Annotated in this window: 17 protein-coding genes; 13 read left to right on the forward strand and 4 right to left on the reverse strand. The window is 40.2% G+C overall.

Translation table 11 applies throughout. From position 1 onward, the window contains the following. Positions 1-2 precede the first annotated feature (2 nt). Positions 3-782: a lipid asymmetry maintenance ABC transporter permease subunit MlaE gene (gene mlaE, locus AAEY55_RS02305; RefSeq protein ID WP_041454775.1), complete on the reverse strand. Its 780-nt coding sequence runs from the start codon at positions 780-782 to the stop codon at positions 3-5. Continuing rightward, entirely contained in the window at positions 782-1,597 is an 816-nt protein-coding gene (locus tag AAEY55_RS02310) for an ATP-binding cassette domain-containing protein (RefSeq protein ID WP_182683953.1), read from the reverse strand. Before AAEY55_RS02310 ends, mlaE begins: the two co-directional genes overlap by 1 nt. 266 nt (positions 1,598-1,863) lie before the next feature. Here AAEY55_RS02310 and AAEY55_RS02315 point away from each other — a divergent pair, with 266 nt between their 5' ends. The 12 genes from AAEY55_RS02315 to mgtE all read left to right on the forward strand — a co-directional run bounded on the left by AAEY55_RS02315 (position 1,864) and on the right by mgtE (position 11,199). After that, on the forward strand, positions 1,864-2,832 hold the full coding sequence (locus tag AAEY55_RS02315; protein ID WP_041454567.1) for a calcium/sodium antiporter: 969 nt from the start codon (positions 1,864-1,866) through the stop codon (positions 2,830-2,832). A 9-nt stretch (positions 2,833-2,841) separates the two neighbouring features. Beyond that, a complete protein-coding gene (locus AAEY55_RS02320; protein WP_011329194.1) occupies positions 2,842-3,813 on the forward strand; it encodes a KpsF/GutQ family sugar-phosphate isomerase in 972 nt (323 codons plus the stop codon). Next, entirely contained in the window at positions 3,814-4,365 is a 552-nt protein-coding gene (kdsC, locus tag AAEY55_RS02325) for a 3-deoxy-manno-octulosonate-8-phosphatase KdsC (protein ID WP_011329195.1), read from the forward strand. Then, on the forward strand, positions 4,362-4,919 hold the full coding sequence (gene lptC, locus AAEY55_RS02330) for an LPS export ABC transporter periplasmic protein LptC (RefSeq protein WP_350549928.1): 558 nt from the start codon (positions 4,362-4,364) through the stop codon (positions 4,917-4,919). Before kdsC ends, lptC begins: the two co-directional genes overlap by 4 nt. After that, the gene (lptA, locus tag AAEY55_RS02335; RefSeq protein ID WP_350549931.1) at positions 4,909-5,454 is read left to right on the forward strand and encodes a lipopolysaccharide transport periplasmic protein LptA; all 546 of its coding nucleotides are present in this window, start codon (positions 4,909-4,911) and stop codon (positions 5,452-5,454) included. Before lptC ends, lptA begins: the two co-directional genes overlap by 11 nt. Continuing rightward, positions 5,451-6,176, forward strand: coding sequence for an LPS export ABC transporter ATP-binding protein (gene lptB / locus AAEY55_RS02340; protein WP_011329198.1), 726 nt, complete (start codon positions 5,451-5,453; stop codon positions 6,174-6,176). Before lptA ends, lptB begins: the two co-directional genes overlap by 4 nt. A gap of 69 nt (positions 6,177-6,245) precedes the next feature. Further along, positions 6,246-7,739, forward strand: a complete 1,494-nt coding sequence (locus AAEY55_RS02345) for an RNA polymerase factor sigma-54 (RefSeq protein ID WP_041454568.1) — start codon at positions 6,246-6,248, stop codon at positions 7,737-7,739. A gap of 26 nt (positions 7,740-7,765) precedes the next feature. Continuing rightward, positions 7,766-8,053: a ribosome hibernation promoting factor gene (gene hpf, locus AAEY55_RS02350; RefSeq protein ID WP_011329200.1), complete on the forward strand. Its 288-nt coding sequence runs from the start codon at positions 7,766-7,768 to the stop codon at positions 8,051-8,053. Positions 8,054-8,057: 4 nt separating this feature from the next. Further along, positions 8,058-8,510, forward strand: a complete 453-nt coding sequence (ptsN, locus tag AAEY55_RS02355) for a PTS IIA-like nitrogen regulatory protein PtsN (RefSeq protein WP_041454569.1) — start codon at positions 8,058-8,060, stop codon at positions 8,508-8,510. A gap of 21 nt (positions 8,511-8,531) precedes the next feature. Next, on the forward strand, positions 8,532-9,377 hold the full coding sequence (gene rapZ, locus AAEY55_RS02360; protein ID WP_011329202.1) for an RNase adapter RapZ: 846 nt from the start codon (positions 8,532-8,534) through the stop codon (positions 9,375-9,377). 43 nt (positions 9,378-9,420) lie between these two features. Next, positions 9,421-9,693, forward strand: a complete 273-nt coding sequence (locus AAEY55_RS02365) for an HPr family phosphocarrier protein (RefSeq protein ID WP_011329203.1) — start codon at positions 9,421-9,423, stop codon at positions 9,691-9,693. A 147-nt stretch (positions 9,694-9,840) separates the two neighbouring features. Beyond that, the gene (gene mgtE / locus AAEY55_RS02370) at positions 9,841-11,199 is read left to right on the forward strand and encodes a magnesium transporter (RefSeq protein ID WP_011329204.1); all 1,359 of its coding nucleotides are present in this window, start codon (positions 9,841-9,843) and stop codon (positions 11,197-11,199) included. Positions 11,200-11,286: 87 nt separating this feature from the next. Here mgtE and AAEY55_RS02375 read toward each other — a convergent pair whose 3' ends face one another. After that, on the reverse strand, positions 11,287-12,243 hold the full coding sequence (locus AAEY55_RS02375; RefSeq protein WP_089368741.1) for a mechanosensitive ion channel family protein: 957 nt from the start codon (positions 12,241-12,243) through the stop codon (positions 11,287-11,289). Positions 12,244-12,375: 132 nt separating this feature from the next. Then, on the reverse strand, positions 12,376-13,155 hold the full coding sequence (yaaA, locus tag AAEY55_RS02380; RefSeq protein WP_089368742.1) for a peroxide stress protein YaaA: 780 nt from the start codon (positions 13,153-13,155) through the stop codon (positions 12,376-12,378). 231 nt (positions 13,156-13,386) lie between these two features. Here yaaA and tal point away from each other — a divergent pair, with 231 nt between their 5' ends. Continuing rightward, positions 13,387-14,337 carry a transaldolase gene (gene tal / locus AAEY55_RS02385; protein WP_089368743.1) on the forward strand — a complete coding sequence of 317 codons (951 nt, stop codon included), beginning with the start codon at positions 13,387-13,389 and terminating at the stop codon, positions 14,335-14,337. Positions 14,338-14,426: the final 89 nt, after the last annotated feature.

The following is a 14,426-nucleotide window of genomic DNA, read 5'->3' on the forward strand; positions in this document are numbered from 1 at the left end:
TACTAGTTGGTAAACATTACCGCTGTCAAAAGAAAGTCAAACCCTAACACTGCTAAAGATGAGTGCACCACGGTTTCTGTGGTTGCTTTACTGATCCCCTCAGAAGTTGGTACACAATCATATCCTTTATAAAGGGCGATCCAGGTCACTACAATAGCAAATACAACGCTTTTAATTATGCCATTGAGTATGTCTTGCTGAAACGAAACTTGTGATTGCATAATTGACCAAAAGCTTCCGGTATCAACGCCTAGCCAATCAACGCCGACTAAATGGGCACCAATAATAGCCACTGCCGAAAATATTAATGCTAACAACGGCATACTTATTAAACCAGCCCAAAAACGCGGTGCAATTATACGTTTCAATGGATCAATGGCCATCATTTCGAGTGATGACAATTGCTCGGTTGCTTTCATTAAGCCAATTTCAGCGGTGAGCGCACTGCCCGCCCGCCCAGCAAATAGCAATGCAGTAACCACAGGACCTAATTCTCTGAGCAAACTCAGCGCAACTAAAGGGCCTAAGCTATCCTCTGCACCATAACCAACCAGCACTGTATAGCCTTGCAGCGCTAATACCATGCCAATAAACAACCCCGACACCACAATAATGAGCAACGATTGTGAGCCCACCATATAAAGCTGGCGAATGAGTAAGGGGGTGCCTTTTTTAAAGTTAGGTATGTGCACAAGTGCACCAAATAACATGTTCGCTGAGCGCCCTAGCGCTGCAAAACGACCTAGTGTTTTATGCCCTATTTTTTGCAGAAAATTCAACATCATTTATTCTCTCCAAGCAACTCATCTGCATATGTTTGTGCCGGGAAATGAAATGGCACAGGACCATCCGATAAGCCTTTTAAAAACTGCTGTACCAAAGGAGATTCGTGTTGACGCATTTGTTCTGGCGATCCACTGCCAATAACACCTTGATCGGCAATTATTATAACGTGATCGGCAATGCTCATGACTTCGTTCACATCATGGGTCACAATTAAAGACGATAAACCAAGCACTTCATTAAGTGATTTTATAAGCTTTACCAGTACTCCCATAGAAATAGGGTCTTGGCCTGCAAATGGTTCGTCATACATAATTAATTCAGGGTCAAGTGCTATAGAGCGGGCTAAAGCTGCACGGCGAGCCATACCACCTGACAACTCCGACGGCATTAAATCTTTAGCGCCTCGTAAACCCACAGCTTGTAACTTCATTAATACCACTAAACGAATAAGGTCTTCACTTAGCTTAGTGTGCTCTCGAATCGGAAAAGCTATATTATCGAATACCGACATGTCAGTAAATAATGCACCACTTTGAAAAAGCATACTCATTTTGGTACGCGCTTCATATAGGGCTTTACGTGACATTTTTGGAATGCTACTGCCTTCAAATAAAATATCACCAGAGTCAGGCTTTAGCTGACCGCCAATTAAACGCAACATGGTAGTTTTACCAATGCCGCTTGGCCCCATAATGGCAGTGATTTTACCTTTAGGAACACTAAAACTCATATTTTTATATATGATTCTATCGCCCCTTGAAAAGCAAACATCCTTGACTTCTACTATTGATTGCGACAAGTCGCTCTCCATAACAATATTCACTCGTATTCCTATTTTAAGGCTTTTTCGACCAAGATGGAAAAAACAATTCGTAAGATTTTGTAATGTAATTGCCAAAACAGTTATAAGGCTCGCTCAAACCACCTTAACCTTGGCTTAAACCTTTGCATAGCATACCCTAAATATTTATAAAATAAGTGATTAACCGCTCTCTTCGCCACTGTTTTATTTATACTTTCAGATTGGCTTTTGTTACTATTCGCGCAATATGTATTTTCAATAACTGGTTCAATACAATGGTTACCTCATTTGTTATTTTAATTTTTGGTCTTGCTGGCCTAGTTTGGAGCGCTGACAAGTTCGTTTATGGCGCCGCAGCACTGGCGAAAAACTTTGGTGTGCCTACTTTAATTGTAGGGTTAACTGTTGTTGCAATGGGTTCATCAGCGCCTGAAATGATGGTTTCGGCTTCTGCCGCTTTAGCCGGTAAAACCGATACTGCCATAGGCAATGCCGTTGGCTCAAACATAACCAATATTTTATTAGTACTGGGTATTACCGCTTTATTGCGCCCGTTGTCTGTTTCATCAAGCACCTTAAAACGTGAAATACCTTTGGTATTAATTATTTCGTTAGCTACTTGGTATATTTTTTCAGATAACTATTTTTCATACCCAGAAGCAATTGCCCTACTTATTGGTTTTGTTGTATTTATTTTTGGACTTATTATTATCTCCCTAAGAGCTAAAAATAATAACGATCCATTTGTAAACGAAGCCTGCGATGAAGTACCCGATAACGTTCCCACTAAAAAGGCAGTTTTTTGGCTCATTGTAGGCTTGATATTACTTCCTGTTAGTTCTCACTTTTTAGTTGGCTCAGCTGTCGACATTGCAAAATTCTTTGGCTTAAGTGACTTGGTAATTGGCTTAACTATTATTGCTATTGGCACCAGTTTACCAGAACTGGCAGCGTCTGTTGCAGGTGTGCTTAAAAATGAAGATGACCTAGCACTGGGTAATATTGTGGGCTCAAATATTTTTAATATTTTAGCCGTGTTACCACTTGCCGGTATTATCAATCCATCGATAATCGACCCTTCTATTGCTAATCGTGATGTACTGATTATGATTGCAGCAACCTTGGCACTTATTGTTATGTCATTGAACTTTAGAGGCGCACAGCGTATCAATAGAGTAGAAGGTGGTTTACTGCTAAGCGCATTTTTGATTTACCAAGGTTACATCTTTAGTCAAATAGGGTAAGAGTTGTCTATGACCAAGCTAAGTTTTATCGAGCAAGGGCTACGTGTTCTTGATATCGAGCGCCAAGCACTTTTTGATATAAAACAATATGTAGATGATAATTTTCATCAGGCATGTCAGCTTATGTATGACTGCAGCGGCCGTATTATAATTATTGGTATGGGTAAGTCGGGGCATATTGGCCATAAAATTGCGGCAACTTTAGCAAGCACTGGTAGCCCTGCTTTTTTTGTGCACCCAGGCGAAGCCAGCCACGGCGATTTGGGCATGATCACTAAAAACGATGTCGTTATGCTTATTTCTAACTCAGGCGAAACCAGTGAAGTACTTAATATTATTCCAGTGTTAAAACGCCTTGGTGCAAAAATTATTTCCATGACAGGAAATACACAATCAACCATGGCCACACTTGCTAACGTGCATGTATGCATTAAAGTAGAAAAAGAAGCCTGCTCATTAGGCTTAGCACCAACAGCCAGTACCACGGCAACACTCGCTATGGGCGATGCAATGGCGGTAGCACTGTTAGAAGCACGCGGATTTACTGCCGATGACTTTGCACTATCGCATCCCGGTGGCAGTTTAGGGAAGCGATTACTGCTCACCTTAAAAGATGTTATGCACAGCGGTGTAAATACGCCTATTATAACTACTTCGCAAACTATTAAAGATGCACTGATTGAGATGACAGCTAAAGGCTTAGGTATGACCGCCATAGTTGACGATAACCAGCAACTCGCCGGGTTATTTACCGATGGTGATTTACGCCGTATTTTAGAGCAACGCGTTGATATTCATACCACGTCAATAGATGCAGTAATGACTAAATCGTGTACCACGGCAACCCAAGATATGCTTGCTGCGCAAGCGCTTAATATTATGGAACATAAACGCATTAATGGCTTAATTATTATTAATGAGCATAATCAGCCTATTGGGGCACTCAATATGCAAGACCTACTTAAAGCAGGAGTATTATAAATGCAATTTGAAGAACTCTATCAAGCGCTAAGTGATGACGCTAAAGCGCGCGCAAAAAAAGTAAAACTACTTATATGCGACATTGATGGCGTATTTTCTGATGGCCGAATTTATCTTGGCAACCAAGGTGAAGAGCTAAAAGCATTTAATACAAAAGATGGCTTTGGTATTAAAGCACTTATTAACAGCGGCTTTGAAGTAGCGGTTATTACCGGCAGGCACTCGCAAATAGTACAACAACGTATGACCAGCTTAACCGTGCAGCATATTTATCAAGGTCAAGAAAACAAGCTTATTGCCTACCAAGAACTTAAAAACAAGCTTAATTTGAGCGATGAGCAAATTGCTTATATTGGTGATGATGGCCCTGATATGCCTGTTATGGAGTTAGTTGGCTTTGCAGTCGCAGTAAACGACGCGCACCCACTAATTAAACGCTTAGCACATTACACTACGCAAATGCCGGGTGGTTTTGGTGCAGTAAGAGAGCTAACCGACTTACTTATGCTTGAAAACAATAAACCATTAACTAGCCAAGGCACCAGTTCATGAATATAGCGCGCATAGTCTTAAGCGTTTTATTCATCACCTGTATGGTTTGGCTTTGGTACCCTTATTTTACTCAGGTAAATACGGTTGCTAAAGCCGACTCAGAAGTAATAGCTAAACCCGATTACACCGCCATTGAGCTAAAACAAACAGCTTTTGACGAAAACGGTGAAATTAGCCATAAAGTAACTGCGGTTAAAACGGAGCTTTACGAGCAGCTAGGATTTACCTTATTCGAAAAACCTACTTTCATATTGTACGACGATAGACAAAAAACGTGGCGTATCAATGCTGATGAAGCAACACTTTACGATGAAAGACAATTAATTTTAGAGGGTAATGTAACTGCCCAAAACTTAATTGATGGCGCAATGATAGACAAAATTATCGCCGACAATATTCAAGTAGATATAATGCTACTCACTATGCGCAGCGAACAGCCCGTTATTATAACTGGACCGAATTTAAAGATCACCGGTAAAGGCCTTGAAGCCAATTTAACAACCGAGGTGATAAAACTAATTAACCATACGCGAACACTATATTATGACCAATAACCTTGCAAAAATACTTATTATTCCATCGCTTATACTTGTATTTAATAGTAATGCGGCAGAGCAAAGTACTTCCCCATTAGCTAATCAAATTTCTATTAGTGCTGACCGACAAGAAGGTCAACTAAAAGAAAACGTTGGTATTTTTGATAAAAATGTCGAGATAATTCACGGCAATCGTCGTATAACCGCCGATCGTTTAGAAGTACATAAGCGCGACGAACTTGGCGATAATAAACAACTATTAATTGCCACGGGCAGCCCTGCATATTTTGAAGAAAAGCAAGCAGATGGTACTGTCATGAGCGCCAGCGCTAACGAAGTACGTTACGATGTAGCGAAACGTTTTTTAACCCTGGTAGGAGATGCAAACATTTCTCAAGCTGGGCAAAAAATTACGGCTAAAAGCATCACCTACGATATAGAGCAACAGCTTATAAGTGCTGAAAAAGATGAAAACTCAACTGATCGGGTACACACTATTTTAGTGCCTATAGACGTAAAAAAAGAACAAAAACTCAATAAAGGTCAGCCATGAGTACATTAAAAGCAGAGCTATTAGCAAAAAGCTATAAAGGCCGTGAAGTTGTTAAAAATGTAGGACTTGAAGTAAAAGCTGGCAGCATTGTTGGTTTACTTGGCCCAAATGGCGCAGGTAAAACCACTACCTTTTACATGATTGTAGGCTTAGTTCCTAGCGACAAAGGTAAAATATTAATTGATGATAACGATATTACCTTACTTCCTATGCACAGCCGTGCTCGTTTAGGTATTGGTTATTTACCACAAGAATCTTCTATTTTTAGAAAGCTCACTGTGTATCAAAATTTAATGGCTATTTTAGAAACGCGTAAGCAACTAAATAAACAAGCCAGGGAAGAAACCCTAAATAGTTTGTTGGACGAATTTAGCCTGCAACATATTCGCGACAGCTTAGGTATGGCGCTATCTGGTGGTGAACGTCGCCGCGTAGAAATAGCACGTGCTTTAGCTGCAGATCCTAAATTTATATTGCTTGATGAGCCCTTTGCTGGCGTGGATCCTATTTCAGTGCTCGATATTAAAAAAATTATAGAACACCTTAAAAATCGTGGTATTGGCGTACTAATTACCGACCACAATGTAAGGGAAACCCTTGATGTTTGTGAAAAAGCCTACATTGTTTCTCATGGGGAGCTAATTGCATCTGGTACTCCTGAATTTGTATTAAACGATAAAACAGTACGTGATGTTTATTTAGGCGAGCAGTTCAAACTGTAATATTTATGTTATTACTATAAGCATCTGCTAAGATTAATCATATCAATTTATAAGGATTGTTAGAGATAAATGAGGCAATCATTACAGCTGCGCATGGGCCAGCAACTTACAATGACTCCGCAACTGCAACAGGCTATTCGCTTATTGCAGCTTAGTACCTTGGATCTCCAGCAAGAAATACAAGAAGCACTTGATAGCAACCCATTACTTGAAGTTGATGAACAAGATTACACGGAAGAATCAGCAGGTAAAAACGAGCAAAAAGCAGATGACATTACTGTTAGCGCCTCTGCTGACGACACCCCAAGCGAGTATGAGCAAGATAGCGGTGAAGCACTAAATAAAGACACCATAAGCGACGACATGGCCATGGATGTATCATGGGATGAATATATGAGCGCAGCGCCTGCCTCTTCATCAGGGCCAATGCCTGAAGATGAATCTATTTATCAAGGTGCATCAACCGAAACCCTGCATGAATACTTAATGTGGCAATTACAGCTCACCCCTTTTAGCCCTACCGACGAAGCTATTGCCATAGCTATCGTTGAAGCCGTAGATGACTCTGGTATTTTAACCCTCAGTTGCGAAGACCTTTTAGCAAGCTTTAACCAAGAAACTGACGACGAACACGAAGTAGAACTAGATGAAATAGAAGCAGTGCTAAAGCGCATTCAATTATTTGATCCTGTTGGTATTGCAGCTCGCAGCTTGCAAGAATGCTTATGCATTCAATTAAATCAATTTGATAAAGACACCCCTTATATTAACGAAACAAAAATGGTGTTAACTGATCATATCGATTTACTCGCTGCTCGCGACTATCGTACGTTAATGAAAAAAACTAAGCTCAAAGAAGAAGAGCTTAAAGAAATAATGACACTTATTCATACGCTTAATCCTAAGCCTGCGGATACTATTGTCAGAGAAGAGTCTGAATACGTTATACCTGACGTGTCTGTTAAAAAAATAAAAGGCCGCTGGGTGGTAGAGCTAAACCCAGATAGCATGCCAAAAATACGTGTTAACAGCCAATATGCGGCTATGTCTCGTACAGTAAAATCCAGCGGTGACAGCCAATTTATTCGCTCGCACTTACAAGAAGCTAAATGGTTTATTAAAAGCCTAGAAAGTAGAAACGAAACGCTCCTGAAAGTAACTAATTGTATTGTTAAGCAGCAACAAGCGTTTTTTGAACATGGCCCAGAAGCCATGAAACCTATGGTATTAAACGATGTTGCCGAAATAGTTGAAATGCACGAGTCGACTATTTCACGGGTCACTACGCAAAAATATATGCACACTCCACGTGGCATTTTTGAGCTTAAGTACTTTTTTTCAAGCCATGTAAGCACCGAAAATGGTGGCGAATGTTCATCAACTGCCATACGTGCCCTGATTAAAAAGTTGATAGCTGCAGAAAACTTAGCCAAACCATTGAGTGATAGCAAGATTGCAGATATATTGGCTGAGCAAGGAATTAAAGTAGCTAGACGGACAATTGCAAAATATCGCGAATCTCTGGCTATTCCCCCGTCGAATCAACGTAAAAGCTTGATTTAAGACGTACAACAAAGAGGAAAATGCTGATGCAACTAAACTTAACTGGTCGTCATGTAGACATTACAGACTCATTAAGAGACTATGTAAATAATAAATTTGCAAAGCTGCAAAGACACTCAGATCACATAACTAATGTGCATGTTATTCTCGATGTAGAAAAATTAAGTCAAAAAGCTGAAGCAACAATTTTTGTAAGTGGCGCTGAGCTATTTGCATCGACCGAACACCAAGATATGTACGCTGCCATTGACTCGTTGATTGACAAACTCGATCGTCAAGTAATTAAACACAAAGAGAAGTTTGCTCGACACTAACACTATGAAATTAAGCTCACTTATATGCCAGGACTGCAGCAAAGCTGTGGTCCTTTTTAATAGTAAAAAAAGAATTTTAGAATTCATCAGTGAACTCGCGCATAAAAAAATGCCGTATTTACCTCAGCAAGATATTCTCACTGCTTTATTGGCAAGAGAAAAGCTAGGTAGTACCGGTATTGGCCGAGGAATAGCAATTCCACATGGCCGTATGAGCGGGGCACAAGAGCCTCTTGCCTTAATTTTAATAAGCGAAACCGCTATTAATTTTGATGCAATTGATAATCGTCCAGTTGATATTTTTGTTGCGCTTATAGTGCCCGATGGCGATAACCAGCAGCACTTGAAAACACTAGCCACAATAGCTGATAAACTAAACGATAAAGAGTTTTGTAAGCAATTGCGTGCGGCAAAGTCTGATGAAGCGTTATACCAAGTTATTTTGGATCAATCCTAGTTACTAATAAAGGGGTGGTAAATGGAATTAATTATTATAAGTGGCCGATCAGGTTCTGGTAAGTCAGTTGCTTTACGTGTTGTAGAAGATTTAGGTTACTATTGTGTAGATAATATTCCGGTAAATTTGCTGCCTTCATTAGTGCGCAGTGTCTCTGATAACTACGATAAAATAGCCGTTAGTATAGACGTGCGTAACCTGCCTAAAGACCAGCAGCAGTTTAACGATATTCTTGAGTACTTGCCCGACTTTGCTAAACCAACGTTATTTTATTTAGATAGCGACGATCAAACGTTAATCCGCCGTTATTCAGAAACACGTCGCTTGCACCCGCTTTCGATTGATTCGCTACCGCTAGATTTAGCAATAAAAAAGGAAAAAGAATTACTCGATGTACTCGTAACGCGGGCTGATCATGTCATTGATACAACCGATTTAAGTGTGCATCAACTTGCTGAATCTATGCGTGAAACCATACTCGGTAAAAAAGACAAACAGCTTATCATTACCTTTGAGTCGTTTGGCTTTAAGCATGGTATTCCCAAAGGTGCTGATTATGTTTTTGATGCGCGTTTTTTACCAAACCCACACTGGGAACCGGAGCTCAAGCCTTTAACTGGATTAGATCAACCAGTAAAAGATTATTTAGCTAGTCATAGTATTGTGCAAAAATTCACTTGGCAAATTCAAACCTTTGTACAAACGTGGTTACCACACCTAGAGCGTAATAATCGCAGTTATTTAACCATTGCTATTGGTTGTACTGGTGGTCAGCACCGCTCAGTTTATTTAGCGCAAACAATTGGTGAAAGCTTTGCTATGTCTCACCCTAATGTAAAAATTCGCCATCGCGAGCAAGAAAAATAATTCAATTTAAATAATCATCTGTTCAGCTTAAGTAGAGTATCTTATGCGCTTAGAAAATACATTTTTAATAAAAAACAAGCTAGGCCTGCATGCTAGAGCTGCTACCGTATTAGCACAATTAGCGGTACAATTTGACGCATCTATTACCTTATTTCAAGATGAAAAAGAAGCCGCTGGCGATAGCGTACTGGCTTTAATGTTACTAGAAAGCAGCCAAGGTAAAGAAGTAAAAGTAGTGTGCGAAGGACCCGATGCAGAGCATGCTTTACATGCCGTTGGCCAATTAATAGCGCAGCGCTTTAACGAACAAGAATAGTAGGCACTTTATTTAAACCAAGTAAACGAGCTAAAATATAGGGTTAGTGAAACCTTAAGCTAGTTTGGCTAAAAAAAGTAAGATAAACTGAACGAAGTTAATGACTAACTTCTTCCCTAACGTTATAAAAATAAATTAAGGACGCCAATGCCCGAAACTTTCGAACAAGACTACCCACTACAACAATTACAACAAGTGACCAAGTCACTCAATAGTGGTCAGTTTGTTCAAGTTAGGCGCATGCTGGCAAAAACAGCTCCTTGTGATACCGCACTTTTACTAGAATCATCACCGCATAAAGTTCGTCGCCTGCTCTGGCAATTAGTTGATCCAGATGTACAAGGTGATGTTCTTGAAGAACTCTCTGAAGATGTACGTTTAGGCATTATTGCCCAAATGGAACCTAAGCACATTGCTGCTGCCACTGAAGACATGGGCCACGATGACTTAGGTGAAGTACTGCGAAGCCTGCCTGACACGGTTTATAAAGACGTGGTTAGCGCCATGGACATTCAAGATAGAGAACGTGCTACGCAAGCACTCTCCTATCAGGAACGCTCTGCTGGCGCGCTGATGAACACAGATACAGTAACCATTCGCCCTGATGTAACCCTAGATGTGGTACTGCGTTACATTCGTCTGCGCGGCGAACTCCCTGAGGGTACCGACGACCTTTACGTTGTCGATAAGCATAACTGTTTTTTAGGCGCTTTATCGTTAAGTACCTTACTAACCAATTCGCCCGAAAAAATTGTTCACGACCTAATGGATGAAGACTGTGAGTCTATTCCTATTTCGATGGATGAAAGCGAAGTGGCGCAGTTATTTGAACGTCATAACTGGATATCAGCCCCAGTAGTTGACGACAACGCCCAGCTACTTGGCCGTGTTACTATCGATGACATTGTTGATGTAATTCGTGAAGACGCAGAGCATCACTTATTAGGTTTAGCGGGTCTTGATGATGAAGAAGATACCTTTGCACCGGTTTTAAAAAGCTCAAAAAAACGCTCTGTTTGGCTAGGTGTTAACTTATTAACGGCTCTGGCAGCTGCTTTTGTTGCCAGCTTTTTTGAAGGCACTTTAGCAATACTGCCTATTTTAGCCGTGCTTAACGGCATTGTCCCCTCAATGGGTGGGGTGGCCGGTAGCCAGTCATTAACCTTGGTTATTCGTGGTATAGCAGTGGGCCATATTAACCAAACTAACCAACGTTTTGTAATGATAAAAGAGCTCGCCATTGGTGCATTAAACGGTATTTTATGGGCTGTTTTAATTGCCAGTGTTATAGCCCTATGGCAATGGGACTTAATGCTTGGCGCGGTACTGGCGTTTGCAATGTTTATGAACTTAGTTGTTGCGGGTGTGGCGGGTGCGTGTATTCCTATAATACTTAAACGTATGAAAATAGACCCTGCACTTGCTGGCAGTGTAATACTCACTACAGTAACCGATATAGTAGGTATATTTGCCTTTTTAGGCACCGCAACTTGGTTGCTGGTTTAATAAGTAAACCAGCGCATATTACTGTGTAAATACGCGCTGGTTAAAAGTAACTTTTACGCAATATAATTTAACCAGCGTTCAAGCTATTTAACCTTCTTTATTGGCTGTAGAGCCATCGGCTCCTTCTTGATCAGCCGATGGTGTATTTACTTTATTACTTATTATTGCATCGAGGTTTTCGCCGCCTTTAACCCCAAAATCTAAACTGCGTATTGGGAATGGGATAAGAATATCAGCCTCATTTAGTGCTTGCTGTACTGCCACAACACCTTTGTGGCGTACTGTCATAAAGTCTGGCTCACCAGGGTATTTAATCCAAAACCACAATAATAAATTAATACTACTGTCGCCAAAACTCTCTGCGTATACGGCCGTTTCATCTTGGCGTATTACAAACTCAAATTGATTAATTTTATCCACAATAACGTTTGCGGCTTTTTCTATGTCTTCTGTTAATGAAATTCTTACCGGCACTTCTATGCGTCTAACGCCTAGCGTGCTGTAGTTTCGCAATACATTTCTAAATAGTATTTTATTAGGCACTAGTATTTGCTGCCCATAAAAGCTCTCTATTAGTGTATTACGCAGGTTTATTGAATGCACAGAGCCAAACACATCATCAGTTTTTATTACATCACCTGGTTTAAATGGCTTACGAATACCCATAGCAATACCTGCTATTAAGTTTTCGGTCATATCTTGAAATGCAAAACCAATCGCTAAACCAACAATACCGGCACCAGCTAGTAATGACGTTACCGTGCCTTTTAAGCCCATAAAATCCAGTGCTATAAACACTCCTACACTTAATATCAGCACTTTAAATATAGAAGCCATTAAATCAGCTATCTGTTTTGAATCGAGGGAGCGGCGTAATAAATTTTTCATTAAGTTACCGGCAAAGCGAGCCAGCATAGAAAATAGAATGACAATAATAACTGCCACAATAAAATTAGGAATATGGCTTATAACGACATCAAACCACCCTCCGAGCTTTTCTTCGATAAGTTTTTCGGCGTCGCTAATTGAGGGAATACTAAACATGTAACTTGCACCTATTGATTTATAATGTGATTAGAATCAATCTTGAATTCGCATATCAATTGCAAGTATAGCGCCAGTATTAAAAAAGCCATGCTGTGCATGGCTTTTATAGATTAGGTAAAGGTTTAAGTTTTAGCTTTGTTCATCGCGTAAAAATACTGGCTCAAGCTCTTTCACACTTGCTTCAGCGCTAAAATAATAACCCGCTACTGTAAACTCTTTAAGCTGGCTTAGCTGAGTTACTTTATTTTCGATGAGGTAACGCGCCATCATGCCTCGTGCTTTTTTAGCGTAAAAACTAATTACTTTATATTGACCATTTTTACAGTCTTTAAAGTGTGGAGTAATTATTTGTGCATTAAGGGCTTTTTTATCAACCGCTTTAAAGTACTCGTTTGAAGCAAGGTTAACTAAGTATTGGGCGTCCTCGGCTTTTAATACCTCGTTAAGTTTATTGGCAATTACACAGCCCCAAAACTCATACAGGTTTTTACCACGGCTGTTTTCAAGCTTGGTGCCCATTTCAAGGCGATACGCTTGCATTAAATCAAGCGGCTTTAAAAGCCCATATAAGCCCGATAATATGCGTAGGTGGCTTTGTGCGTAATCAAGCTGATTAGCCGTTAGCGTGCTAGCATCTAAACCACCATATACATCGCCATTAAAGGCTAGTACCGCTTGTTTAGCGTTTTCTGTGGTAAATGGCTGTGCCCACTCACTAAAGCGAGCAGCGTTAAGCCCTGAGAGCTTATCGCTAATTTTCATCAGGCTGCCAATTTGCGCAGGGGTTAGTTCACGGCATACTTGCATCAGTGCTTCGCTGTGCTCAAGTAATTCCGGTTGAGTGAACTTATCGGTTGCAGGTGGCGTGGTGTAATCAAGATTTTTTGCAGGTGAAATAACAGTGATCATAGTTAGCTATTGACTTGTAATTTATTTAATGTCAATTTCAACATTAAATGAAACGAAAAGCACGTTTTGTTTAATATTAAACAGACTGATCCTACCTTAATAATTCATACATAACCGTTTTTATATTGATAAGGACATAAGACCTATCAAGCATTACTTCGCTGTTGCAGTATGGTGTAATATTAAAGTAGTTTAGATTTTCTTTTAACTTGCTTGGAATGAGGAAAGCAAATGACTAACGCGCTACAAAGGCTAAAACAACATTCATCAATCGTGGCCGACACGGGTGATATTGAAGCAATTAAAAAGCATCAACCAGAAGACGCAACGACCAATCCGTCATTGCTATTAAAAGCGAGCGAGATTGAAGCCTATAAGCCTTATTTAAATAAAGCATGGAGCTACGCCAAAGAAACCGAGCAAGATCCAGCGAAGCAACTAGCGCTAGCATGCGACTACTTTGCGGTATTATTAGGTAAAGAAATTAGCGCTATTGTACCTGGTTATATTTCTACTGAGGTAGATGCACGTCTTTCGTTTGATACCCAAGCAACTATTGATAAAGCGCACACGCTACTTAGTCTTTACGAAAAAGAAGGCGTAAGCAAAGATAAAATCTTAATTAAAGTAGCCTCTACTTGGGAAGGCATTAAAGCCGCTGAACAACTAGAAAAAGAAGGTACTAAATGTAACCTTACTTTATTGTTTAGTGATGCCCAAGCACGTGCTTGCGCCGATGCTAACGTATTTTTAATCTCGCCATTTGTTGGTCGTATTTTAGATTGGCACGTTGCTAACGGTATGGAAAAACCGACCGACCCACTGCAAGATCCTGGGGTACAATCGGTACGCAGCATTTTTGAATTTTATAAACGCCACGACTACAAAACGGTAGTTATGGGTGCAAGTTTTCGTAATACCGGCGAAATTATTGCCCTTACTGGTTGCGATAAGCTAACTATTAGCCCCAATCTTTTAGAAGAGTTGGGTAACCTTGAAGATGCACCAGAATACTTACTAGCAAAAGATGTTGCGCAGCAGCCAAAACCGGCACCGCTTAGCGAAGCTCAATTTCGTTGGTTGCATAACCAAGATGCTATGGCGACTGAAAAGTTAGCTGAAGGTATTCGCTCTTTTGCTGATGCTCAAGAGCAATTAGAAGCACGCTTTAAAGCCATGTAATTGGCTCAAACGCTTGTATAAAAACGTCGCAGTTGCGACGTTTTTTTATGCCTGTAATTTATATGCAAAAAACTTATAAACCCATCATA

It is taken from the genome of Pseudoalteromonas sp. 120-MNA-CIBAN-0494 (assembly GCF_040308885.1).
GTDB lineage: Bacteria > Pseudomonadota > Gammaproteobacteria > Enterobacterales > Alteromonadaceae > Pseudoalteromonas > Pseudoalteromonas nigrifaciens.

Coding starts and splice junctions, on each gene's coding strand:
- mlaE (WP_041454775.1), bottom strand. CDS start 782: ATGTTGAATTTTCTGCAAAAAATAGGGCATAAAACACTAGGTCGTTTT.
- AAEY55_RS02310 (WP_182683953.1), bottom strand. CDS start 1,597: ATGGAGAGCGACTTGTCGCAATCAATAGTAGAAGTCAAGGATGTTTGC.
- AAEY55_RS02315 (WP_041454567.1), top strand. CDS start 1,864: ATGGTTACCTCATTTGTTATTTTAATTTTTGGTCTTGCTGGCCTAGTT.
- AAEY55_RS02320 (WP_011329194.1), top strand. CDS start 2,842: ATGACCAAGCTAAGTTTTATCGAGCAAGGGCTACGTGTTCTTGATATC.
- kdsC (WP_011329195.1), top strand. CDS start 3,814: ATGCAATTTGAAGAACTCTATCAAGCGCTAAGTGATGACGCTAAAGCG.
- lptC (WP_350549928.1), top strand. CDS start 4,362: ATGAATATAGCGCGCATAGTCTTAAGCGTTTTATTCATCACCTGTATG.
- lptA (WP_350549931.1), top strand. CDS start 4,909: ATGACCAATAACCTTGCAAAAATACTTATTATTCCATCGCTTATACTT.
- lptB (WP_011329198.1), top strand. CDS start 5,451: ATGAGTACATTAAAAGCAGAGCTATTAGCAAAAAGCTATAAAGGCCGT.
- AAEY55_RS02345 (WP_041454568.1), top strand. CDS start 6,246: ATGAGGCAATCATTACAGCTGCGCATGGGCCAGCAACTTACAATGACT.
- hpf (WP_011329200.1), top strand. CDS start 7,766: ATGCAACTAAACTTAACTGGTCGTCATGTAGACATTACAGACTCATTA.
- ptsN (WP_041454569.1), top strand. CDS start 8,058: ATGAAATTAAGCTCACTTATATGCCAGGACTGCAGCAAAGCTGTGGTC.
- rapZ (WP_011329202.1), top strand. CDS start 8,532: ATGGAATTAATTATTATAAGTGGCCGATCAGGTTCTGGTAAGTCAGTT.
- AAEY55_RS02365 (WP_011329203.1), top strand. CDS start 9,421: ATGCGCTTAGAAAATACATTTTTAATAAAAAACAAGCTAGGCCTGCAT.
- mgtE (WP_011329204.1), top strand. CDS start 9,841: ATGCCCGAAACTTTCGAACAAGACTACCCACTACAACAATTACAACAA.
- AAEY55_RS02375 (WP_089368741.1), bottom strand. CDS start 12,243: ATGTTTAGTATTCCCTCAATTAGCGACGCCGAAAAACTTATCGAAGAA.
- yaaA (WP_089368742.1), bottom strand. CDS start 13,155: ATGATCACTGTTATTTCACCTGCAAAAAATCTTGATTACACCACGCCA.
- tal (WP_089368743.1), top strand. CDS start 13,387: ATGACTAACGCGCTACAAAGGCTAAAACAACATTCATCAATCGTGGCC.